Source organism: Paenibacillus suaedae (assembly GCF_032337355.1).
GTDB lineage: Bacteria > Bacillota > Bacilli > Paenibacillales > Paenibacillaceae > Paenibacillus_B > Paenibacillus_B suaedae.
Map to the genome: position 1 here is coordinate 1,464,078 of NZ_JAVYAA010000001.1, position 21,728 is coordinate 1,485,805.

At 46.8% G+C, this 21,728-nt stretch carries 23 protein-coding genes; 17 read left to right on the forward strand and 6 right to left on the reverse strand.

Features of this window, described 5'->3' with window-relative positions:
* Nucleotides 1-44 precede the first annotated feature (44 nt).
* From RQP50_RS06450 to RQP50_RS06500, 11 genes are all read left to right on the forward strand, one after another.
* Entirely contained in the window at nucleotides 45-2,084 is a 2,040-nt protein-coding gene (locus RQP50_RS06450) for a serine/threonine-protein kinase (RefSeq protein WP_315744114.1), read from the forward strand.
* 48 nt (nucleotides 2,085-2,132) lie between these two features.
* The gene (locus RQP50_RS06455) at nucleotides 2,133-2,885 is read left to right on the forward strand and encodes a vWA domain-containing protein (RefSeq protein ID WP_021261879.1); all 753 of its coding nucleotides are present in this window, start codon (nucleotides 2,133-2,135) and stop codon (nucleotides 2,883-2,885) included.
* Nucleotides 2,886-3,004: 119 nt separating this feature from the next.
* The gene (locus RQP50_RS06460; RefSeq protein WP_139295272.1) at nucleotides 3,005-3,820 is read left to right on the forward strand and encodes a hypothetical protein; all 816 of its coding nucleotides are present in this window, start codon (nucleotides 3,005-3,007) and stop codon (nucleotides 3,818-3,820) included.
* A gap of 170 nt (nucleotides 3,821-3,990) precedes the next feature.
* Nucleotides 3,991-4,530: a DUF402 domain-containing protein gene (locus tag RQP50_RS06465; RefSeq protein WP_072727827.1), complete on the forward strand. Its 540-nt coding sequence runs from the start codon at nucleotides 3,991-3,993 to the stop codon at nucleotides 4,528-4,530.
* Between the two features lie 583 nt (nucleotides 4,531-5,113).
* The gene (locus RQP50_RS06470; protein ID WP_315744118.1) at nucleotides 5,114-5,569 is read left to right on the forward strand and encodes a protein kinase family protein; all 456 of its coding nucleotides are present in this window, start codon (nucleotides 5,114-5,116) and stop codon (nucleotides 5,567-5,569) included.
* 55 nt (nucleotides 5,570-5,624) lie between these two features.
* On the forward strand, nucleotides 5,625-5,879 hold the full coding sequence (locus tag RQP50_RS06475) for a DUF2164 domain-containing protein (RefSeq protein ID WP_021253110.1): 255 nt from the start codon (nucleotides 5,625-5,627) through the stop codon (nucleotides 5,877-5,879).
* A gap of 2 nt (nucleotides 5,880-5,881) precedes the next feature.
* Nucleotides 5,882-6,079 (forward strand): DUF4184 family protein, encoded by a 198-nt coding sequence (locus RQP50_RS06480; RefSeq protein ID WP_072727830.1) that lies wholly within the window; start codon nucleotides 5,882-5,884, stop codon nucleotides 6,077-6,079.
* Nucleotides 6,080-6,170: 91 nt separating this feature from the next.
* Nucleotides 6,171-6,683 carry a GNAT family N-acetyltransferase gene (locus RQP50_RS06485; protein WP_315744121.1) on the forward strand — a complete coding sequence of 171 codons (513 nt, stop codon included), beginning with the start codon at nucleotides 6,171-6,173 and terminating at the stop codon, nucleotides 6,681-6,683.
* A gap of 93 nt (nucleotides 6,684-6,776) precedes the next feature.
* Nucleotides 6,777-7,064, forward strand: a complete 288-nt coding sequence (locus RQP50_RS06490; protein ID WP_315744123.1) for a hypothetical protein — start codon at nucleotides 6,777-6,779, stop codon at nucleotides 7,062-7,064.
* 96 nt (nucleotides 7,065-7,160) lie between these two features.
* Nucleotides 7,161-7,616 (forward strand): GNAT family N-acetyltransferase, encoded by a 456-nt coding sequence (locus RQP50_RS06495; RefSeq protein ID WP_315744125.1) that lies wholly within the window; start codon nucleotides 7,161-7,163, stop codon nucleotides 7,614-7,616.
* 73 nt (nucleotides 7,617-7,689) lie between these two features.
* Entirely contained in the window at nucleotides 7,690-8,811 is a 1,122-nt protein-coding gene (locus RQP50_RS06500; RefSeq protein ID WP_315744127.1) for an acyl-CoA dehydrogenase family protein, read from the forward strand.
* Nucleotides 8,812-8,910: 99 nt separating this feature from the next.
* On the opposite strand, the gene RQP50_RS06505 is transcribed toward RQP50_RS06500, so the two are convergent.
* The 5 genes from RQP50_RS06505 to RQP50_RS06525 form a co-directional block, all read right to left on the reverse strand.
* Nucleotides 8,911-9,870, reverse strand: coding sequence for an ABC transporter ATP-binding protein (locus RQP50_RS06505; protein WP_315744129.1), 960 nt, complete (start codon nucleotides 9,868-9,870; stop codon nucleotides 8,911-8,913).
* Complete coding sequence (locus tag RQP50_RS06510; RefSeq protein WP_315744131.1) at nucleotides 9,867-10,859, reverse strand: ABC transporter ATP-binding protein; 993 nt, start codon at nucleotides 10,857-10,859, stop codon at nucleotides 9,867-9,869. Before RQP50_RS06510 ends, RQP50_RS06505 begins: the two co-directional genes overlap by 4 nt.
* A gap of 18 nt (nucleotides 10,860-10,877) precedes the next feature.
* The gene (locus RQP50_RS06515) at nucleotides 10,878-11,828 is read right to left on the reverse strand and encodes an ABC transporter permease (RefSeq protein WP_065291234.1); all 951 of its coding nucleotides are present in this window, start codon (nucleotides 11,826-11,828) and stop codon (nucleotides 10,878-10,880) included.
* Nucleotides 11,825-12,763: an ABC transporter permease gene (locus RQP50_RS06520; RefSeq protein WP_315744133.1), complete on the reverse strand. Its 939-nt coding sequence runs from the start codon at nucleotides 12,761-12,763 to the stop codon at nucleotides 11,825-11,827. Before RQP50_RS06520 ends, RQP50_RS06515 begins: the two co-directional genes overlap by 4 nt.
* 118 nt (nucleotides 12,764-12,881) lie before the next feature.
* Nucleotides 12,882-14,603, reverse strand: a complete 1,722-nt coding sequence (locus RQP50_RS06525; RefSeq protein ID WP_315744135.1) for a peptide ABC transporter substrate-binding protein — start codon at nucleotides 14,601-14,603, stop codon at nucleotides 12,882-12,884.
* A gap of 248 nt (nucleotides 14,604-14,851) precedes the next feature.
* On the opposite strand from RQP50_RS06525, the gene RQP50_RS06530 reads away from it, so the two are divergent.
* From RQP50_RS06530 to RQP50_RS06540, 3 genes are all read left to right on the forward strand, one after another.
* Complete coding sequence (locus tag RQP50_RS06530) at nucleotides 14,852-15,328, forward strand: NUDIX domain-containing protein (protein ID WP_315744137.1); 477 nt, start codon at nucleotides 14,852-14,854, stop codon at nucleotides 15,326-15,328.
* Between the two features lie 197 nt (nucleotides 15,329-15,525).
* Nucleotides 15,526-15,969 carry a flavodoxin gene (locus tag RQP50_RS06535; RefSeq protein WP_072727840.1) on the forward strand — a complete coding sequence of 148 codons (444 nt, stop codon included), beginning with the start codon at nucleotides 15,526-15,528 and terminating at the stop codon, nucleotides 15,967-15,969.
* A gap of 260 nt (nucleotides 15,970-16,229) precedes the next feature.
* Entirely contained in the window at nucleotides 16,230-16,808 is a 579-nt protein-coding gene (locus RQP50_RS06540) for a GNAT family N-acetyltransferase (protein WP_315744139.1), read from the forward strand.
* A gap of 97 nt (nucleotides 16,809-16,905) precedes the next feature.
* Here RQP50_RS06540 and RQP50_RS06545 read toward each other — a convergent pair whose 3' ends face one another.
* Nucleotides 16,906-17,394 (reverse strand): copper amine oxidase N-terminal domain-containing protein, encoded by a 489-nt coding sequence (locus RQP50_RS06545; protein ID WP_315744141.1) that lies wholly within the window; start codon nucleotides 17,392-17,394, stop codon nucleotides 16,906-16,908.
* A 168-nt stretch (nucleotides 17,395-17,562) separates the two neighbouring features.
* Between RQP50_RS06545 and RQP50_RS06550 the strand changes: the two genes are divergently transcribed.
* The 3 genes from RQP50_RS06550 to RQP50_RS06560 all read left to right on the forward strand — a co-directional run bounded on the left by RQP50_RS06550 (nucleotide 17,563) and on the right by RQP50_RS06560 (nucleotide 21,637).
* Entirely contained in the window at nucleotides 17,563-18,354 is a 792-nt protein-coding gene (locus tag RQP50_RS06550; protein ID WP_227774385.1) for a lipid II flippase Amj family protein, read from the forward strand.
* 314 nt (nucleotides 18,355-18,668) lie between these two features.
* Complete coding sequence (locus tag RQP50_RS06555) at nucleotides 18,669-20,327, forward strand: hydroxysqualene dehydroxylase (RefSeq protein WP_028533167.1); 1,659 nt, start codon at nucleotides 18,669-18,671, stop codon at nucleotides 20,325-20,327.
* 47 nt (nucleotides 20,328-20,374) lie between these two features.
* Nucleotides 20,375-21,637: an ATP-binding protein gene (locus RQP50_RS06560; RefSeq protein WP_315744143.1), complete on the forward strand. Its 1,263-nt coding sequence runs from the start codon at nucleotides 20,375-20,377 to the stop codon at nucleotides 21,635-21,637.
* The last annotated feature ends 91 nt before the right edge of the window (nucleotides 21,638-21,728 follow it).

Genomic DNA, 21,728 nt, shown 5'->3' on the forward strand with positions numbered 1-21,728 from the left:
TTTCTTACATCATACAGATGCATCATCTCGGGAGGATAGGAATTATGTCATTTCAGCCACAATCAGGAGATACGATCATTATTCAAGATATCGAATATCGGTTCGGCGAACATCCGGCAGCTCCTGGCCTCGTATATGCGCAGGCTGGCAGACAGGGTGTCATCTATCAGCTGCTTCCAACCCGAGGAGATGCTGTAGAGGCAAAGGCGCTCAAAGTGTTCCATCCGAAGTATCGTATCCCTGCGATGGTATATCAATCTGAGCTGCTCGATACCTATAGTGAGCTTCCAGGACTAAGCGTGTGCAGTCGGAACGTATTGACCCCTGAGAAAAACGGAGGACTTATCCAGAAGAGCACGGATTTGCTCTATGCAGTGGTAATGCCGTGGATACATGGCCCGACGTGGCTGGATATCGTTGCAGAACATAATCGGCTGACACGCCATGACAGCCTGCAGATTGCCAAATCGCTCGCACGAGTATGCTCCGGTATGGAGCAGCGAGGTCTGGCACATTGCGATTTGTCTGCGCCGAATGTCATGCTTCCGTTTTTCTCGGAAGTTAAGCAGAGTTCGAAGGCATCATCGATTGAATTGGTAGATGTGGAGCAGCTCTATAGTCCTAAGATGGATCGACCGGATGTGCTGTTCAGTGGCTCTCCAGGATATGCTGCACATCGTGCGCTGCTGACAGGGATGTGGAGTGCATATGCAGATCGATTCGCAGGCAGCATTCTTTTTGCAGAGATGCTTGGTTGGTCATCTCAGCAGATCGTGGATAAGGCATGGGGCGAGAGCTATTTCGACCAACGTGAAATGCAAACCTCCTGCGAGCGCTATGAGGGATTGAAGCATGTATTAACAGAACGATATGGCAGCAAAGTATCGGATCTGTTCTCACGCGCTTGGGAAAGCCAGGATTTGAGCAGTTGTCCGACCTTTGGTGAATGGTTGATTGTGCTTAATGGCGTAGACGAGGAAGAACAGATCGTTATGGACGTTAAGCAGCAGAATGCGCCAGAAGGAACGCAAGCGATTCATGAGCAGCGTTCAGAGGATAAAGCGATAGATAAAGAGGCGGAAGGATGCACAAAGAATTCTGCTGTACAACCCGATGCAGTATCCGCCCCCCTTATTCCTGCTCGGGCTGATGTTGATCCGGATGTGGTCAATCGCCTGTTCCGGCAGGCAAGAGAACTAGAAGAGCAAAATCAACTGCAAAGTGCCTTGGAAGTGTACCGATCGGCTCATCATTTTGTTGAGAAGGAAAGTCCGATGCATATTGAGCTGGCTGCGGCGATTCAAGACTTGGAGCAGAAGCTTGCAAGGGAAGCAGATCAAATGCCACGGTCTAAGGTCAAGCTAGGGAAGCGAGCGATTGCGATCATTAGTGTAGCGTCAGCACTCCTATTGCTTGGCTGTGGAGCTTTTGTGGTGAATCAGATGAACGAAGATGCGGTTAAGAAGGCTGCGGAAGAACAAGCGCTGCTTGACGCAAAGACTCAACAGTTGAAGGCGGAAGAGGAACGGAAGCAGGAAGAAGCAAAACGGCTTCGTGAGGAAGAACAGCGCAAGGAGGAAGCGCGCAAGCAAGAGGAACAGCAACGCAAGGAAGATGAGCAGAAGCGCATAGAGGAACAGCAGCGCATCAAGAAGCTGGAGGAACAGAAGAAGAAGGATGCGGAGCGGAAACGCCTGCAGGCCCAGTATGATCAACAAGAGCAATATGAGAAGTATGTGGAGTGGAAGAAGAAGAAGCGGGATGAACAGACAAGAATGGAACAGGCTCGCGAGCAGGAGCGCAAACGGCTGGAAGCGGCACAGGCCGCACAGGCTGCGGAGAAAGCTGCTCAATTAAAGAAGATTCGCAGTCGTGATGTGGTACTGCTGATTGCCTCTTACAATAAGGCGTATAATGCACTATCAAGAAATAATGTGAATAATGCTTCAAAGTATGCATTAGAGTTTACAGAACGGTATGAAAAGGATCCAGACTACTTCAAAAATGTAGGCAAGGTGGGGACGAGGGCCGGACATATTTATAAGTTCTTGAATGATACGTCCTATATGCTGCCAGACATTTAAGCGGATCAGGCACGATTGAAATAACATGCTATGAGGTGAATTGGACGGATGAACTACACGATACAGGCTTCACAGCGCACGCCTGCACTTCTCATCTATTTAATTGATATCAGTGCTTCCATGAATATGACGATGGCCGGAAGACGGCGAATCGATGTAGTATATGACGCATTATCCCAAGCGATTCGACAGATGGTATTCCGTTCTACGAAGGGAAATCGTCTGACACCGCGCTATCGCATTGCAATATTGGCCTACAGTGACGATGTCTATGATGTGCTGAATGGCATCAAGGGAATTGACGAGATTGCAAGCATGGGGGCATTACCTGATTTGACGCCGGTTCGCTTCTCTGATGCAGCCAAGGCGTTCCTTCAGGCAGAGAGACTGCTGGAGGCCGAGCTGCCTCATATGCAGGACTGTCCTGCTCCGCTTATTTGCCATATGACGGACGGAGTTGCTACCGGGGATGATCCAGCGCCAATTGCTAGGCGGATTATGCAAATGAGTGTGCCGGACGGCAATGTGCTTATCGAGAATATATTTATTACGGATCACATGTTGGATACACCAATTGAAGAACCCCGCAGGTGGAAGGGAATCGTGCAGGATACCGTTCTTACCGATGAACATGCACAGAAGCTGCGAAGCATGTCTTCGATCTTGCCGGAAAGCTATCGTGAGATGTTGGTGGAGGCGGATTATCACCTCTCATCAGGAGCCTACATGATGCTGCCCGGAAATTGTCCAGAGCTGGTCTCGATCGGATTCCAAATGTCTGCCGCTACTCCTGTGCGTTAATTGATTCCTAACGAAGGGATTTCACAATGAGGAGAGATTGCAGGAAGCTATTCAATCTCCGTATGCTTATTGTACAACGATACAGCTTGGATTACGTAAGAAAGGCAGGGTGAATCCGATTGAGTCTGACATCCTTTCACTACCGTTGTTCCCAACAGGTGGATCAGCCGTTAATGACGATCGAGCAATCCTCTTTTCGCTGTAGATTTGCTTACGCACGAGCGGGAGAGACGGCGCAATATAAGGATAACAATCAAGATTATTTGGCCTTTCGCATAGATGGTGGTTCGCTCAGCTTTGTATTATGCGATGGGGTTAGTTTGAGCTACCAAGGAGATTTTGCTGCGAGGTTTCTAGGTGCCCATCTATTGGACTGGATTGCTGTTCAGTCTGAATTGAATGCCGAGTCTTTGCATGCTTATCTGGATTCTCTACGTGATGCAGCAGCTGAGCAAATGTCTGGACTGCCGATTCCCTCGGGACTCCCTCCACTTGTGAAGGAAGTATTGGAAGACAAGAAACGAATCGGCAGCGAGGCGATGTTTACCTGCGGGCGAATCGATGGCACTGATGGAACGGATGAAGCAGAGCCGTATAGTCGAATATGGCTTGCATGGCATGGGGACGGGCGACGTCGGTTATGGCAGCATGGACAAGAAAGCTGCAATCTGTTCGAGACTTCCAGCTCAAGTGGAGAACGGTGGTCAGTCTATCGTGGTCTCATCGGCGGAAGAGCTCATACCTTGCACCACCATATTGAAGGCAATGCACCCTTTCGGCTGATGGTGTATACCGACGGGTTATCCGAATTGGACAGCCTGCCGTATCCGCCTGCAGACGAACTGCTTCGCCACAAGCTGGAGCATCGAAATGGAGAAATGCTGGAGGATGATGTGTCTCTGCTCGACATAAGCTGGTCATCTCGCGGAAAATAAGGAGATATGACAATATATCACATGCCGAACGCTTGCGAGTAAGGTATAATCGTAGCAAAGGAAATTTGAAGCTGGGCCTCTCTTGTCTGTCTGCAGATACAGGTGACGAACTGCAGTGCTCGACAAATGGGAAATAAAGAGACGGCATCCGAGCTGAGGAAGGTTGCCACATGAAGAGAAAACACGCAGATCGCTACGATTGGAAACGGATTTTGTCCAAGCAGTTCGCGCTAACTGAAGTAGATTCTCCCGAATTTACAGGCTACATCTCTCTGATTAAATTCAATGCGGTGCGGCAGCCGTTAACAGTGACAATGGACGGGAAGAGAATAAAGCTCGTAGATACAGGATATTGCTGGATGCAATATTTCCCCCTGCATAAGCATTATTCCATTACGACTGTATTTGATGAACAGGGGGAGGTCATGCAGTGGTACGTGGATGTTTGTGAACCGGTCGGAACGGATGATCGGGGCATCCCCTATTTCGACGACTTATACTTAGATGTTGTGCTGCTGCCATCGGGCCATATCTTCCTCTTGGATGAAGATGAGCTGGAAGAAGCTCTGGAGTGGGGACGCATTACCCATGATCAATACAGCACAGCTGTGAAAGAAGCTTCCCGACTCGTTCATGAAGTGAAGGAACACCCATTAGTTAGACGAAGTAAAGAGGACTTTATAATGATGCAGCAATTGCTTGTGCCATGAGAGAAGACTGATATCAGTCTTCTTTATTTCTTTATAGCACTTGTTCGCATTTCTGCATAACTTGACCCGTATTTAGATCCTATCTATAACTGGAAGTTATTTCGTATTGGTATGCAGTAGGCTAGTCTAGTTCTAGTCACCATAAGCCAACCAATTTTCAACTCTCATTTGACCAAGGGATGGGTGTGGGTTGAAACTTTTTCCATACCTGATGCGTCTAAGATATGTACCTTGCAAATCGTGCATGCGCAAGAAGATGTAACTCAGTTAGGTCAGCCAAGTTTGTTATATCAAGCAGAGGATGCATTTCCAAGTCAGCAGACCAGCCCAACAGCAATTGTTATGTATGCGCTCACACTGGCCTTTCTTCTTATCGCTGCTGCACTCACATTGAGCAAATAGGAAGGGTACGTAAAAAAGAGAGTAAGTCAGTCGGACATGAAAAGGGTTTGCTGCGCGGAATGAACGATACCTATAAGGTGCATGGCGATGACGCCCTGTTATGGATCAGAATTATCTAATCGATAAGCCGCGGCAGGTGATTGCTGACCGAATTTAGCATAGGCCCGAAGATGTTCAGAAGTTGATGGCCGTTGGCAGCGCATTGAAGGAGCAAATTACACAGTTCTCAGCGCTGGATTGGGGAGTGTGCCACGGGGATTTGCATGGAAATACCAATATTAGTTACATCGACGATCAGACGTATACTCATTATGACTTTGACTTGTGCGGTTATGGCTACCGCGCTTATGATATAGCAGAATTTCGCTTGGCTCGAGAGGTGCGCTTAGGCAATGATCCTGGAAAGCTGTCAGAGTTGTGGGATGCATTCCTAGAGGGCTATCAGTCTGTACGTCAACTTCACGAAGACGATATTCGAGCAGTTCCCGTATTCGTTGCTGCACGTCAGTTGTGGTTAATGGGACTATGTCTCCATGATTTGCATATTGTCGGAAGCATCGATTCGGGCGATGATTTTATTGATGAGGAAATGGAGTATTTCAACTCGCTGTCTGTTGAATTCGCAGGTCGTCTATAATAAGTTCATCGATATAAGGAAGTAAACAAGCGACTTAGCAACTTAGGAGGGACATATGAATGTAAAGAAGCTGCCTAGAGAGCAGAAGGAAAAATGGATAGAGGATTTGAAGCAGTATTTTGAGACAGAGCGTGGAGAATCCCTGGGCATGTTCGAGGCAGAGGAGCTAGTTGACTATCTACTGAAGATGTTCGAGCCCTACCTATATAATCAGGCCATCGAGGATGCGCGTGCGATGTTGGAGCAGCGTATGGCTGGCATTGAAGAGGATCTATATGCAATGAAGAAATCGGAGAAGGGCAGCAGATAATCATGCCTTTTACCTTCGCACATCCACTGTATGCTACACCTGTTCAGCGTCTTGCGCCGCAATACTTAAGTGTGACGGGGCTAGTTCTTGGAAGCATGGCACCTGACTTTGAATATTTTATCATGCTTGAACCGTACCAATTGATGGGCCATACGTGGAAGGGATTGCTGTTGGAGGCAATCCCTCTGTGTCCATTGTAATGGATGCAGCATTTCTTATCCAAGGTAGGACTTTCTGTTGAAGTGTATTGAATATATCGATGATGAACTCACCTGTAGAGGAGGGTGTCAATTGCAAATTCGAAAAGCGATGGCTGGCGATGCGCCTGGTATTGCGCGTGTTCATGTCGACAGCTGGCGCACTACCTATCAAGGGATTGTATCAGATACTTATTTGTCTGGATTATCTGTACAAGCTAGACAAAATATGTGGGAACATGCGATCGGACATTTGACAGATGACAAGTGTATTTATGTCGCAGTACAGGATACTGGGGAAATCGCAGGCTTTGCGATGGGCGGTCCAAGCCGGAGCGAACAATTTCCTGATCGAGCAGAATTATATGCACTCTACTTGCTGTCGACCGTTCAAGGACAAGGGCTCGGCAGCAAGCTGGTTTCACACGTGATGGAGCATTCGAAGTCGTTCGGACATACGAATATGTTGGTATGGGTTTTGAAAGGGAATCGTGCTCTTCAATTTTATCGTTGTACCGGTGCATTAATCGTCGGCGAGAAAGAAATTGAGATTGGCGGAGAACCGCATACGGAAATCGCTATGGAATGGGGACAACTGTCGATATAACAGGTAGGATCCGACTACTCCGTTGTGAACAATTGCTCACCACACACGGGAAGCGGGACAGATACTACATTATACATAAGTAGGTGATTTGCAATGGCTTCAACGATACATTATCAATTAAAGCAGTTGGAAGGTTCCACGGCATTATACGCTTACGCTACGGAGGCAGGCGAGAAGAAAGGGTTGTTCGAAGTCGACTTTGTAGAGTATGAACGGATGTGTCAGAAAGGGCAAGTACCTTCGATAGAGGATACAGTTTATTTAATATGCAAGAGTGAGCATGACACTAACTTTTATGGGGGAATACGTGTGTTTTTCCACCTATACAAGCATTATTTACAGCATGGTGCGTATGCCCAGGAATATGGTCAGATGGCGTAAGTTGCATGCTCATGAATCCACACACAAACTCTGTCATTCACTTGATTCAACCATGCAGGTGAGAAGTGAGAGACAACTTAGAGGAGGATAATCATCTTGGAAGCACTCATTATTCCTACGGAAACTCGTAACATCCCACTAGATTTGCTGCTGCTTGCTGATCCGGAAGAAGCTGCCGTGAATCAATACTTGCATCGCAGTATCGGTTATACATTGAATGTGAATAGAGAGACGATTGGAGCTGTACTTCTGCTTCCGACGCGCCCCCACACCCTTGAGCTTGTGAATGTGGCTGTTGCAGAAGAGTGGCAGGGCAAGGGCTATGGCAAGCAGCTTGTACAGCATGCCATTCAGTGCGCTCGTGAGCTTGGTTATCAAGTGCTGGAGGTAGGCACTGGGAACTCCAGTCTGTCACAGCTCGGTTTATATCAGAAATGCGGCTTCCGTATTTGCGGAATCGATACCGATTTCTTCGTCATTCACTATGATGAACCGATCGAAGAGAATGGAATTCCTTGCGTAGATATGATTCGTCTCCGCCTTATCTTGTAAACGTGTACTATAATGGATAAATAGATAGATTTGCATTTATCCATACGTTGATAAGAGTGGGAGCGTGTTACCGATGAATCATTTTACCGATGAAGAAATTCGCATCATTCGAGATCAGGCATTGTCCATTGAGCGAGAGGGGAAGCTTCCGCAGCAGCTGCTGCAATGGATTTATGAGCGTGGATTGTTCAAGCTGTTCGTACCAGTTGAATTACAGGGGAATATGACAGAACTTCCCGAAGCGTTGAAATGGTTCGAGCATACGTCCTGGATTAATGGTAGCTTCGGCTGGCTCGTAACGATTGGCTCTGGAGGCGGCTTCTTTGCACCATTTATGACGCCAGAAGTGGCGAAGGATGCTTATACGAGGAAGGAAGCGGTTGTAGCAGGATCGGGGCATCCAAGCGGAACGGCTGTGAAGGTTGAGGGCGGATACCGGGTGAATGGGCGCTGGAAGTTCTGCAGCGGCTCCACATATGCGACTGTGTTCACCGCCAATTGTGTGGTTCAAAAGCATGCCGAATCGGATACTGGAGGGGAATCAGCAGCGGAGCCGGTCATTCGTTCATTCGTATTCTGGCCGGATGAAGTTGAGATCGTGAAGGATTGGAACGCATTTGGCCTGAAGGCTACAGAAAGTCATTCCATTGTCGTACATGATGTATTTGTACCTGATGAACGAACCTTTAGCATTATGGAGCCAAATGGTCTTTACGATAACCCGATATACAGCTATCCGTTCCTGCCATTTGCAGAAGCATCGTTCGCTGCTGTAAGCATAGGGCTGGCAATGCACTTCCTGGAAGAGGCACGAAATATTGCGGAGCGGAATCGCACTGTATGGGAGAATGCTTCGGTGAACCGTTATGATTCTATATCGAATAAAATCATCATTCAGAACGAATTGCTGACGGAAGCGGTAAGTGCGTTCTATCAGGCTATCGAGCAATCGTGGAACGAGCATACACAAGGCAAGGTACTCACGGACACGGATGTACAGGAAGTATCACTTCGGTGTAAGGAAGCTGGACAAGCAGCCTTATCATCGGCCAATGCGCTTTTCCCGTACTTGGGCATCCATGCAGTTATGGAGGATGCGCCAATCAATCAAATATATCGGGACTTGCAGACTGTGTGTCATCACTCATTGTTAGTGAAGTTTGATAGTAAGAGGCATACGTCACTTCCAAGATAGCTTGGAAACGACATGAAAAAGGCAGAGTAGAGATAGGAGGGACGTCTCCTGGTTCTCTTCTCTGCCTTTATTTCTAGGTCTGAAATAATTGGATACATCCTAAACGAGATGGCAGGCTACATAATGACCAGGCTTAGCTTCACGGAATTCCGGAACAGCAGCCGCACACCGCTCAGTTGCCGCGGGGCATCTCGTACGGAAATGACAACCACTCGGTGGATTGATTGGACTTGGGAGTTCACCGCTTAACACAATCCGCTCCTTCTGCGCCTCGATATCTGGATCGGGAACAGGAATGGCGGACATGAGCGCTTGCGTATAAGGATGAAGCGGTTCATTGTAGAGCGTGTCACTATCAGTCAGTTCAACCATTTTGCCCAGGTACATGACGGCCACGCGATCGCTAATATGCCTGACCATGGACAAATCATGGGCGATGAACAAATAGGTGAGTCCAAGTCGAACCTGAAGATCCTTCAGCAAGTTAACGACTTGTGCTTGGATGGATACATCAAGCGCGGAGATCGGCTCGTCACAAATAATGAGCTTCGGATCTACGGCAAGCGCGCGAGCGATGCCGATACGCTGTCGTTGGCCGCCTGAGAATTCATGCGGATAGCGAGTAGCGTGATCTGGATTCAAGCCAACAAGATCAAGGAGATCTTCGATCTGCTTCTTCTTTTCTGCGCGGCTCGCAGCTAGCTTGTGAATATCGATAGCTTCTCCAATAATATCAGAGATAGTGAGCCGCGGATTAAGCGAAGCGTACGGATCTTGGAAGATCATCTGCATTTCACGGCGCATCGCTGCCATCTGCTTGCGCTTCAGGCTGTAAATATTCGTTCCATTGTAGATTGTCTTGCCGCCTGTCGGCTCGTAAAGGCGCAGGACAGTTCGTCCTACAGTGGACTTCCCGCAGCCGGATTCACCAACCATACCGAGGGTCTCACCCTTATGGATGGTGAAGCTGACATCGTTAACCGCTTTTAATATATTGCCGCGGCCTAGATTGAAATACTTCTTCAATCCCTGTACTTCAAGCAATGCCTCTCTGCTCATCGAGCCACCTCCTGCGCCAACGGATGGAGAAGCCAGCATTTCGCTTGATGCGAATCGCCTACCTTCGTCACTTCCGGATCGTAGGACATGCAGACTTCCATCGCTTCATTGCAGCGAGCGCAGAACCCGCACCCTGCTGGTGGCTTAATCAGATCTGGCGGTGTGCCGTAAATCGGAATAAGCGGCTCATCCTTCTTCTGATCCAGACGAGGCAAGGAACGGAGCAAGCCCTTCGTATAAGGATGCTGTGGATTTTTGAATATATCCCATTTCGTGCCGGTCTCAACGATTTTACCAGCATACATAACAATGACTCGGTCGCATAGATCAGCGACAATTCCGAGATCATGTGTAATTAATATAATGGATGTGCCCATCTCTTGCTGCAGCTGCTTCATAACGCGCAAGATTTGAGCTTGTATAGTTACGTCAAGCGCTGTAGTCGGTTCATCTGCGATTAGCAGGGATGGTTTGCAGGCAAGTGCGATGGCAATCATCGCGCGCTGGCGCATTCCGCCCGAGAATTCATGCGGGTATTGCTGGAAGCGGGAAGCTGGATTCGGAATGCCAACTATAGACAGCATCTCGATAGCCCGCGCCTTCGCTTGTGCAGCAGTCATCTGTTGATGCTTCATTAATACCTCAGTAATCTGTCGACCTATCGTCATCGTCGGATTTAATGAAGTCATTGGATCTTGGAAGATCATGCCGATGTCCTTGCCGCGAATCGATTGCATGTCACGTTCTTTCAGCTTCAGCAGATCATTTCCCTTGAAGCGTATCTCACCTTGCTTCACCTTGCTAGGTGGGCTTGGCAGCAGCCGCAAAATTGATTGTGCCGTTACACTCTTGCCACAGCCGGACTCGCCTACGATCGCCACGGCCTCGCCTTGATTCACATGAAAATTGATACCGCGTACTGCCTTCACCTCGCCGCCACGGACGTGGAAAGAGACGTGAAGGTCGTTGATTTCCAATAAAGGATTCATATTCGTCATCCTCCTCGTCTACTTTTTCATCTTCGGATCGAGTGCATCACGCAGTCCATCGCCAAACATGTTGAATGCAAGCATCGTCAAGCTGATAAAGAATGCAGGGAATGCGATACGCCATGGATAGACGGTCATCGCCTTCAATGCATCGCTAATCATCGTTCCCCAAGAGGCAGCAGGGGATTGTACACCAAGCCCGAGGAAGCTAAGAACCGCTTCGCCGAAGATCGATACAGGAATTGCTAAGGTTAGCGTAACGATAATCGGGCCGAGTGAATTGGGAATCAGATGCCGGAACAAGATCCGTGCTCCCGATGCGCCGAGAGAACGGGAGGCAAGGACGAACTCTTGATTTTTGAGCTGCATCATTTGCCCGCGTACGATCCAGGCCATATTAATCCAGCCAGTGAAACAGAGTGCCAATATAATAACGCCAAGACTTGGTTCTAGTACTACTACCAGTAGAATGGCTACAAGAAGGTCGGGAAGTGTGAATATAATTTCAGATGCCTTGTTCATGATTTCATCGAGTTTCCCTCCCACATACCCCATAATGCCGCCATATATGACGCCGACAATCAGGTTAATGAGGGCTGCGGAGAAGCCGACGATAAGTGAAATACGAGCGCCCATCCAGGTACGGGCGAACATGTCGCGGCCGAGATCGTCCGTGCCGAACCAATGCTCTGAGGAAGGTGGCAAATTCGTCTTGTCCAAATAATTGGTTTCGTAGTCATAAGAAGTTAACATTGGTCCGATGATGGCCATAATAATGAGCAGAACAAGAATAACGAGGCCTGTCATTGCTGCCCAATTGCTGCGCAATCGAAGCCATGAATCGCGCCAAGCGGATATACTCTCGCGTTCGATCGCCTCCGCCGCATGTTCGTCGATGTTCGCTTTTTTGAATTGCTCAGGCTTGATAGGGGGCTGCTGCAATGGATTCTGTTTGTTGTAGGTAATCATGCCGCTTTCTCCTTTCCTTTGGCAAGCTTAATACGAGGATCGATAGCACCATAAGCCAAATCAGTAAGGAAGCGAGCCACCATCAATATAACGCCATAGAACATGGTGATGCCCATGATGAGTGAATAGTCGCGGTTCGTAATACTCATTACGAATATTTTGCCAAGACCACCGATTCCGAAAATATGCTCCACAATGAATGAACCGGTAACAATACCTGCAGTAAGTGGGCCAATATACGTAACAACAGGCAAGATTCCGTTGCGTAAAATATGTCTGCGCACAATAACGCCGGCAGACAGACCTTTGGACTTGGCTGTCTTAATATAATCAGAATGCAGAACCTCCAGCATACTGGAGCGAGTTAATCTGGCGATGAAAGCAATCGGTAGAGCTGATAGCGCAATGGTGGGCATGACATAGGTGAGGGGGCCTGCTAGTCCAAAGACAGGCAGTAGCTTCAGTTTCACTCCAAGCACGTATTGCATAAATGAGGCAAGAACAAAGCTTGGGACAGACACGCCAACGACAGCGAGTACCATGGAGGACGTATCAATCAGCTTGCGATGCCGCATTGCTGCAGCAATACCGAGTCCTATCCCGATCGTGACGGCTACAATTAATGCACAGATACCGAGCTTGAGCGAATAGGGGAAGGATTCGCGGATGGCCTGAACGACTTCACGATCCTGCATTTTCATCGAAATACCAAGATTACCTTGAACGAGCTTGTTCAAATAAACGACATACTGTTCATATAATGGCTTGTCGAGTCCATATTGCTCCATGAGCCTTGCGCGTATTTCTGGAGGAACGGCTTTCTCTGACAGAAATGGGTCGCCTGGGACAGCCTTCATCAATAGAAAGGTAAGTGTAGCCAGAACCCATAAGGAAATGATGAGATACATTAGCTTGGTAAGGACATAGCGAATCACATTCCACCAGCCTCCTGAAGGATAAATTTCAACCTATAATGCTAAAGTCGGGATACATATGAACATTGCCTGCATATGTACCCCGACTATTTACATGCTCAATGTCACGATCGATCGATTAGTGTTCTGCAATATAACCGCGAGTGAAGTTTATTTGTCCTTGGTAGTCGATAAATACATTTTTGACGTACGGCTTCTGTAAATGAACATTTGTATGATAGAAAATTGGTATGATCGCCATATCGTCTGCAATCAGCTTCTTCTCAGCTTGCTTAATCAAGTCCATACGTGCATTTGGATCCACAGAAATCTTCGCATCTTTCACCAGTTTATCGAATTCAGGATTGTTGTACCCAATATCATTATTGCCGCTGCCAGTCGTATACAGATCGATGAATGACATTGGATCATTATAGTCTGTCGTCCAGCCGGCGCGAGCAATTTGATAGTTCAATGCCGTCCGGTTCTTTAGGAAGACACCCCACTCCTGATTTTCAACCTTTACTTTCAGTCCAAGCGTATTTTTCCACATATTCGCGACGGCTACAGCAACTTTCTTATGCATTTCATTGGTATTGTGAGCGAGTGTAAATTCAGGCATTTCTGTCAATCCGGATTCCTTCAAGCCTTTTTCGAGAAGAGCCTTTGCTTCAGCGGCATCTTCCTTGAAATAGGCGGTATCGTCGGTTTCATTGCGATACTCATCATTTAATCCTGCGATACCTTTCGCAACAATACCAAATGCAGGTGTTTGACCACCAAGCGTGACTTTCTCAACAATTTGCTTACGATCAATAGCCATTGCCAGTGCCTTGCGAATATTGACATTGTCGAATGGCTTTTGCTTATTGTTGAACAGGTAGTAATACGAGGCAGCAATACCTTTGATATGAAGCTCATCTGGCTTCGACTCCTTCAGCATCGCAATTTGGTCGACCGGAATTTCACCAGTCGGCTGACCTGCGAATTCAAGTGCTCCCGTTTCATACATGCTTACTTCGGTACCAGGATCCTCGACAATTGTAATTTGTACTTTCGTAAATTTGATTTCATCTTTTGCATAGTAGTGTTCGTTTTGAACCAGTTCAAGTGAGTTTTGATGCTTCCAGTCTGCCATTTTGAATGGGCCGTTCGATATGATAGTACTTGCCTCAGAAGCCCATTTTGAATCGCGGGCATCTGTGTGTACAGGGTAGTAGGATTGGAAGGAGAGTAGGCTTAAGAAGTAAGCAGTTGGAGTCGTGAGTTCGACTTCCAAAGTGTAATCGTCAGTGGCTTTTACTGCTACAGAATTTGGATCCGTGGATTTCTTCGTGTTGTAATCTTCTGCGCCTTTGATGTAGTACAGCTGATAGGCATATGGTGGAGCTGGCAACATCTTAGGATCGAGAACACGTTTCCAAGCGTTCTCGTAATCTTTTGCTTTTACAGGATCGCCGTTCGACCATTTGGCATCTTTGCGGAGATGGAAGACATACTTCGTCTTCGTAGCATCTTCTTCCCAGCTCTCTGCGGTACCTGGAATAACTTTTCCGTGCTCATCCAATCGTGTGAGCCCTTCAAAGATATGGCTCAATACTTGGAAGGAAGTCGTATCCTGAGATGTACCAGGATCAAGGGAAGGAGGATCACTCTTCATGTTGAAGCGGAAGGTCTGATCTGAGGCGAGTGCCACGTCCTTGTTCTCTTCTTTTTTCTCACCTGTCCCGCTGTCGCCAGGTTTCTGAGTCTCGCTCGGCTTGGACTCAGGGGCAGGCGTGCTGCTGCTTCCGCAAGCGCTTACAAACGCACTTATTGCCAGTAAAAGCGTCAACATAAGCATCATGGATCTACGTTTCATACGTGTACAGTTCCCCTCTCAATGGAATAATCGTTTACACCATACGCCAACCTTACTAGATGCAGGTCAGAGGAGATAATTGACACCTGGTTTGTACCATATACTACCATAATGTTAGGGGTTCGTCTTTATATTTTTCGATGATTTTATAAAAAATTTATCAAATTCGTAACGATTACCGCATTGACAGCATGCCAATTAAGGTACAATTAACTGTTAGAATACTTTTATCAAGGGAGGGAAGAAACATGAAGCCCATACGAAATTCAGCGAAGGCAATCATATTAAAAGACGGGAATGTACTGCTTACGAAAAATAAGGATCATGAAGGCTTTTTCTATCTGTTCCCCGGAGGTGGCCAGGAACATGGAGAGCAGCTAAGTGAAGCGTTGAAGCGGGAATGTATGGAAGAAATAGGTTGTCATATCCGAGTACGCAACCTGGCGTACGTTCGTGAGTACATCGGTAAAAATCATCAGTTTGCACAATGGGATGCCGATATCCATCAGGTTGAGTTTTATTTTGTTGCTGAACTTGATGAGCGTATTTCTCCGACAGAGCATGAGGCTCAGATCTTTGCAGGAACGAATCCTGACGAGTATCAGGTTGGTGTAGAGTGGGTTGCCTTATCAGCGCTAGAACACATTCGAGTCTATCCTGCACAATTGATACCCAAGCTGCAAGGTAAAGGGGAAAAAGACGTCTACATGGGAGACACGAATTAATTAATACGCAAACATTTAACTTTCAGTAATTATGAATAGTGTGGAAGGCTAGATCTGGGATGAGGAGCTCGATAGAGCTGCCTTATCCTTTTTTAATTGGCAGAAGATTGCTGCTTGCGAAATGCAACGACTCCCACTATAATGATAATGATTATCAATATCATATTATGTACATAAATAAGTTGGAGGTTATATACATGAGCACATTGTTAATTTATGCGAGTATGACGGGGAATACAGAAGAAATGGCGGAAGCTGTAGCCGAAGGCGTCAAAGGAACTGATGAGGAGCTTACGATGAAGGAAGTCATGGATGCCTATGCATCGGAGATGGCAGATTACGATGGAATTCTGCTTGGCGCGTACACATGGGGGGATGGTGAACTGCCCGATGAATTCCTTGATTTCTTCGATGAGATGGATGATGTGGATCTGACGGGCAAGAAGGCGGCCGTGTTTGGTTCTTGTGATTCTTCGTACGCACAATATGGTGCAGCAGTGGACATTCTCATTGAGAAGCTGCGTCAGCGCGGCTGCGAGGTTGTGTTGGATGGCTTGAAGGTAGAATTGACGCCTAAGGCTGACGAGAAGGAACTGTGTAGACAATTCGGGAATGCTTTCGTTGGCAAGCTTCGTTCATAATCAGGTCTAGTTCTGCCTCTGTTATTTCGTAATCATCCAAAGCGATAATTCTAATAACAGCATCTAAAACAGACATCAGCTCGTGTCCTTATTGAAGGTGACGGGCTGTTTGCCTTTGTCACGTTGAAGAGATAGATAGGAATAGAGATAGAGATAGAGATAGAGATAGAGATAGGGCGTGGTTAGACAATCGCGGGCGGTTATGGCATGATCTTGTGTAGAAGAATAAGGTGAACCCCAGATTCATAAGGAGGGAAATCATGATGCGCAAGACCGAACTGTTCTTTCCCGTTCCAGTCCTAGAGACAGCCCGTACACGTATGAAGGAAATGACACTTCAGGATGCTGAGGATATGTTTGAATATGCCTCTGACGAAGAGATTTCGCGGTTTGCAACATGGCCTGCTCACCAGACGATTGCTGATTCGCAGCGTTTTCTGAACTGGATTATCCAGCGTTATAGTCGCGGAGAGATTGCTCCGTGGGGAATTTACTGCAAGCAGTCGGAGCGGCTTATCGGCACAAGCGGCTTTGGGAATTGGAATCAGCAGCATGCACGTGCCGAGATCGGCTATGCGTTGTCCAGATCCTGCTGGGGACATGGCCTCATGACAGAGGTTGTGAACGAGGTGATTCGTTATGGATTTACTTGGATGAAGCTTGTACGGATTGAAGCTAGATGCTACCCAGATAATACTGCCTCGATTCGCGTGTTGGAGAAGTGCGGTTTTCAGCAGGAGGGAGTGCTTCGTAAGCATATTTTTGCAAAAGGGCGCTACGAGGATGTTCATTTGTTCTCCATTATTAACGAAGACTTGTTGGATGGGCAGCAAGCATAAAAAAGAGCAGTACAGGTAGGAACAGCCCGTATTGCTCTTTCTAGATTTCAGATCTATCCGCTCTATGGAATTATTGCTGCGTACATCATCCAACCTTCTACCAATTGTTGAGCAGGGTAACGGTCTTCGTTTTGCTATCCCAGTCAAATTGATAAGTAAATACATTCTGCAGAAGACGAAGCGGGATAAAGGTTTTATTGTTAATAATTTGAGGGAACGTCGTGAGCACCGTATCCTTGCCATTCACCTTCATCTTGCCAGTTAGTGAGCTCCACGTAATATCTGATTTGTCCCCTTCAATATATACAGTATGGCTGTATGATTCCCATCGCACCTTCAAATTTAAATGCGTGCTTAGATCCTTAATAGGGATATATGTCAGCCCATTCTCGATCAAGGCGTCATGGGATAAGATATTCCCATCCGTATCTACCACACGGACGACCGGAATCGGAGCCGGTTGCATTTGAACCTTATGCGCGGCACCATCACCAGCATAGGCGAAGCTTGAACCAAGCAGTGTTATAAGTAGACAGCCTACTAGAATGGATAGGCTGTATTTCAATGTACGAGTAACATCTCTCATGTAAGCCCGAAACCCCCTTTAACAATAATAACGATGATAGAATGAAAAAGTTGCAACATTTAGAAGTCTTTTTTAATCTGGACAAGTACGGAAACGACGTGAGAAAATAAAAAACATGATTCAAAACTGTAATTGGTATAACAACGATTTCCTGTGGGGGAGTTCACGTTGGATAAAATTATCATCATCTCCTTACTAACTATGCTTATCCATTTATTTGAGACATTGTCCTATGCGGTTCGCTACGCGGGCGTACGTACAGGTAGACTTGCAGTTGCTCTATCATTAACCGGCATAATTGTCCTTGTATCTCGAACTTCGAATTTGCTTCAGGGCCCAATGACAGGGAAAATTATCGATTATGCAAAGCAGCATCCGGAATTCGATTTGGAAGGCCAGTTCCGTATTGTAATCGGCTCATCAACGGTAGGAACGCTGCTGGCAATGCTCTTTTTTCCAACGGCTGTCTTGATTGCAACTAGAGTGATACGTCATATGGAAGTATCAGGCTCTATTCCGAAATTGATTTCATCCGTATCCCTCGATCAGATTCGGCATGTGAAGCATCATCTGCGAACGCCAACATGGAACATGCTCCGCTCGCTGCGGATCATGGGAATTCCGAAGCGCTTGCTGCTATTGAATTGTCTGGTCACCAGCATCTATACGATCGGGGTTCTGGCAGCACTGTACGCATCTGCATTAAATCCAGAGTATAGTACGGCCGCCTCGCAATCATCTGGACTAATTAACGGACTAGCTACGATCATACTCACGATCTTCGTCGATCCGCAAATGGCGATGCTTACCGATCGCGCAATGGGCGATGCGACAGAACGGAATCGCTTAGGTAAAATATTTGCGCTCTTGATGTTCTCAAGAGCGGTAGGTACGATTATCGCTCAGTTGCTGTTCTATCCAGCTGCTGCATGGATTGCTTGGGTCGTTCAAGTCATCTAGGTGATGAACTCGCGTTCGACAAATTGTCATTACCCATATTTATGAAAAATGAACCGTTCTTCTCCGTGAAACCCAACGAAATACATGCCTGCTCAATGAATCAAAGGGCAGGTTTTTTGTTGTTGATTTCTTGCAAATAGGTCAAATAGGTTCCAAATCTATGATGAAAAATGGTAGAAAGAGGCATTTCTAACTTACATTCTGTTTTTCTTGTAGATCTGCGTTGAGAGGTGTTGTAATCCGTCGATTTATAGTAATATGAAACTAGTTTATTTTTCCAATGATAATAACGGAATAGGAGTGCTCAATTGTTTATGGTGGGGAAAGATCGCCCAAGTGTGATCGTGCTAGGCGGTGGTATCGCCGGCATGAGTGCAGCGCACGAACTAATGGAGCGTGGATTTCGCGTCTCTGTGTATGAATGGAGAACCATTCCAGGAGGCAAGGCACGAAGTATGCCGGTTCCCAATTCGGGGACGAATGGTCGACCAGATTTGCCAGGAGAACACGGATTCCGGTTCTTCCCAAAATTCTATAAGCACGTTACGGACACCATGAAGCGTATTCCCTATCAACGGCCGAACAGCACCGAGAGGTTAACCGTATTTGATAATCTAATCGAAGGAACGAACTTGGGACTTGCCTTCTTCAATCGTCCTATGCTTCCTTTTCTTACTGAATTCCCGCAAACGATACGCGGCTGGCGCACACTGCTTAAATCACTATTCGATAATAAACTTGGTCTAAGTGAGAAGGACGTCGACCGTTATGTAAACTGTCTATGGCAGGTTCTGACCAGCTGTGATGAACGCCGGCTGCTGGATTATCAGCGAGTAGCATGGTGGGATTTTCTACAGGCGGAGAAGCAGTCAGCGGAATTCAGACACATCTTCACTGGCCTAACGCGCATATTGGTCGCAGCACGGGCGAAGGAAGCGAATGCCTGCACAGTAGGCACGGTAGCTGCAACCGTTATGCTGGATATGGTGCTGCCAGGAGGTAGTGCGGATCGCTTGCTGAACGGCCCTACCAATGATGTGTGGATCAATCCTTGGTTGACTTACTTGAGACAAGGGGGGGTCGACTATCGCTTAAGAGCGAAAGTTGAACATATTCATTGTAAGAATGGCCGGATTCAAGGCGTGACCATTCAAGAAGAAGGCCGCTCCCACATTGTAACCGCAGATTACTATATCGCAGCACTGCCCGTTGAGGTGATGGCGGAACTGATTACGGAGGATCTAATCGAGGGTGATCCATTGCTGGGTAGACTGCCTGAGCTAGCGAAGAACGTAGAATGGATGAACGGCGTCCAATTTTATTTGAAAGAAGATGTCCCTATCATCCATGGTCATGTCATCTATATGGACAGCCCTTGGGCATTGACTTCTGTATCCCAAGCTCAGTTCTGGCCGCATTTCAAGATGAGCAATTTCGGCAATGGGGATGTGGCAGGTATCATCTCGATCGATGTATCGGATTGGAAGACGCCTGGTATTGTATTCGGGAAGCCGGCAATGCACTGCACTAGCGAGCAAATTAAGATAGAAGTGTGGGAGCAGCTGAAGCGGAGCTTGAATCAAGGTGAGACCATACTGAGCGATGATATGATTGTGCATTGGTATCTCGATGAAGATATTCAATTCCCGAACCCGCATGAAGTGATCAACATGGAGCCGCTGCTCGTGAATCATGTCCACACGTGGAACTTGCGGCCGAATGCATATACAGCAATTCCGAATCTGTTCCTTGCGTCGGATTATGTTCGAACGAATACAGATTTGGCTACGATGGAAGGGGCGAATGAGGCTGCGCGAAGAGCGGTCAATTGCATTATCGAACGATCGTCGATCGATGCCCCACCCTGCAAAATATGGGATATGTATGATTATCCATTGCTATCGGCATGGCGTTCCAATGACCGCTCCCGATTCCATAAAGGCCTTCCATGGAACGGGAAAATCATTGGCTGACTCGAATGCTCAACGTTCAAGGCATTGAATCGATAGGGAAAGGAATAATGATGTTGATCCATTCCATATTAGCGCATGAATTCAAAGGGCTGCTCTATATTATGAGCGCAAGTCTTATGTTTCTCATCATCACGCCGAAATTCATGTTCGCTCATTACCGTCGCAAGCTGTTGTTTATTTTTATCTTAATTTTGCTGACTTGTTTTTATATTGGGTATGAAGATATCGATCCATTGCTGTACGGGCTGCATTTAACTCCTGTGTCTCTTGCGCTAGCTGCTCTGTTCGAGGGTTTGCTGCCAGGGATATGTACATGGTTGGCATTCAATCTGTGTACATTACTATACTTGCAGATTTACTCCGTACCGACAATCATTGGTTCCACGATGATGCTCGCAGCTGGACTTATTCTGCACTATAAACAGGTGCTGCAGAGTACCTATTTGAAGATTTTCCTCATGTCGCTGCTGCTGATTACGGTATATTTAGCGGGCTATCTGCTCTTCTTCGATCAATGGGATCAAGTGCTGGGAGTAGAGGTGCTGATTGCTGTCATTGGAACCTATTTGTCCTCGATGTATGTAAGCTACATCTATCATCATGTCAAAAATCAGGAACGGATGCGGGAAGAGCTTTTTCGTGCTGAGAAATATCAAGTTATCGGTCAGCTAGCCGCTTCCATTTCTCATGAAATTCGTAATCCACTGACAACTGCACAAGGCTTTCTACAGCTTATGAACCGTAAAAACTTGACCCCGGAACAAATTCAGACCTATCGGAATTATGCAGCTTCCGGCATTGAACAGGCGAATTCGATCATTACAGATTATTTGAATTACGCCAAACCAACGGTCGAGGTGGCTCGTCCGCTCTATGTTCAGGAAGAACTAGACACCGTCGTTCCCATGGTATCTCCACTTTGTTTACTGTCGAAGGTGGAGGTAGTTGTCCAGCATCTATCTCAAAAACCGATGTACATTATGGGAGAGTCGAAGAAATTCCAGCAGTCGCTGCTAAACATAATGAAAAATGCAGTCGAGTCCATGCCGGATGGAGGTACGTTGAAGGTTACCACCTGGTCGGATAACGAGGGAGTGCATATTCATATTAAGGACACTGGGGTTGGCATGAGCGATTATCAAATTAAACGAATTGGCATGCCATTCTATACGACGAAGGAGAAGGGAACAGGGCTCGGTCTAATGGTCGTTATTAGTCTGGTGAAATCGATGAACGGCACAATATCGTACTACAGCCGCCCAGATGAGGGCACTACTTGTGTATTGCAATATAAGCAAGTTCACTTGTAAGGGCGGAATATGGTTTTGCAAGTCCATAGAATGGCGAAAACAAAGGACATTCATCTAGATATTACTGCTGCTAGAGAATGTCCTTTTGTGT

What these genes read in the sequence shown, in the direction of transcription:
- RQP50_RS06455 (WP_021261879.1), top strand. Translation starts at nt 2,133, where the DNA reads ATGAACTACACGATACAGGCTTCACAGCGCACGCCTGCACTTCTCATC.
- RQP50_RS06475 (WP_021253110.1), top strand. Translation starts at nt 5,625, where the DNA reads ATGAATGTAAAGAAGCTGCCTAGAGAGCAGAAGGAAAAATGGATAGAG.
- RQP50_RS06555 (WP_028533167.1), top strand. Translation starts at nt 18,669, where the DNA reads ATGGTGGGGAAAGATCGCCCAAGTGTGATCGTGCTAGGCGGTGGTATC.
- RQP50_RS06490 (WP_315744123.1), top strand. Translation starts at nt 6,777, where the DNA reads ATGGCTTCAACGATACATTATCAATTAAAGCAGTTGGAAGGTTCCACG.
- RQP50_RS06540 (WP_315744139.1), top strand. Translation starts at nt 16,230, where the DNA reads ATGATGCGCAAGACCGAACTGTTCTTTCCCGTTCCAGTCCTAGAGACA.
- RQP50_RS06525 (WP_315744135.1), bottom strand. Translation starts at nt 14,603, where the DNA reads ATGAAACGTAGATCCATGATGCTTATGTTGACGCTTTTACTGGCAATA.
- RQP50_RS06515 (WP_065291234.1), bottom strand. Translation starts at nt 11,828, where the DNA reads ATGATTACCTACAACAAACAGAATCCATTGCAGCAGCCCCCTATCAAG.
- RQP50_RS06510 (WP_315744131.1), bottom strand. Translation starts at nt 10,859, where the DNA reads ATGAATCCTTTATTGGAAATCAACGACCTTCACGTCTCTTTCCACGTC.
- RQP50_RS06465 (WP_072727827.1), top strand. Translation starts at nt 3,991, where the DNA reads ATGAAGAGAAAACACGCAGATCGCTACGATTGGAAACGGATTTTGTCC.
- RQP50_RS06480 (WP_072727830.1), top strand. Translation starts at nt 5,882, where the DNA reads ATGCCTTTTACCTTCGCACATCCACTGTATGCTACACCTGTTCAGCGT.
- RQP50_RS06500 (WP_315744127.1), top strand. Translation starts at nt 7,690, where the DNA reads ATGAATCATTTTACCGATGAAGAAATTCGCATCATTCGAGATCAGGCA.
- RQP50_RS06535 (WP_072727840.1), top strand. Translation starts at nt 15,526, where the DNA reads ATGAGCACATTGTTAATTTATGCGAGTATGACGGGGAATACAGAAGAA.
- RQP50_RS06530 (WP_315744137.1), top strand. Translation starts at nt 14,852, where the DNA reads ATGAAGCCCATACGAAATTCAGCGAAGGCAATCATATTAAAAGACGGG.
- RQP50_RS06545 (WP_315744141.1), bottom strand. Translation starts at nt 17,394, where the DNA reads ATGAGAGATGTTACTCGTACATTGAAATACAGCCTATCCATTCTAGTA.
- RQP50_RS06560 (WP_315744143.1), top strand. Translation starts at nt 20,375, where the DNA reads ATGATGTTGATCCATTCCATATTAGCGCATGAATTCAAAGGGCTGCTC.
- RQP50_RS06505 (WP_315744129.1), bottom strand. Translation starts at nt 9,870, where the DNA reads ATGAGCAGAGAGGCATTGCTTGAAGTACAGGGATTGAAGAAGTATTTC.
- RQP50_RS06450 (WP_315744114.1), top strand. Translation starts at nt 45, where the DNA reads ATGTCATTTCAGCCACAATCAGGAGATACGATCATTATTCAAGATATC.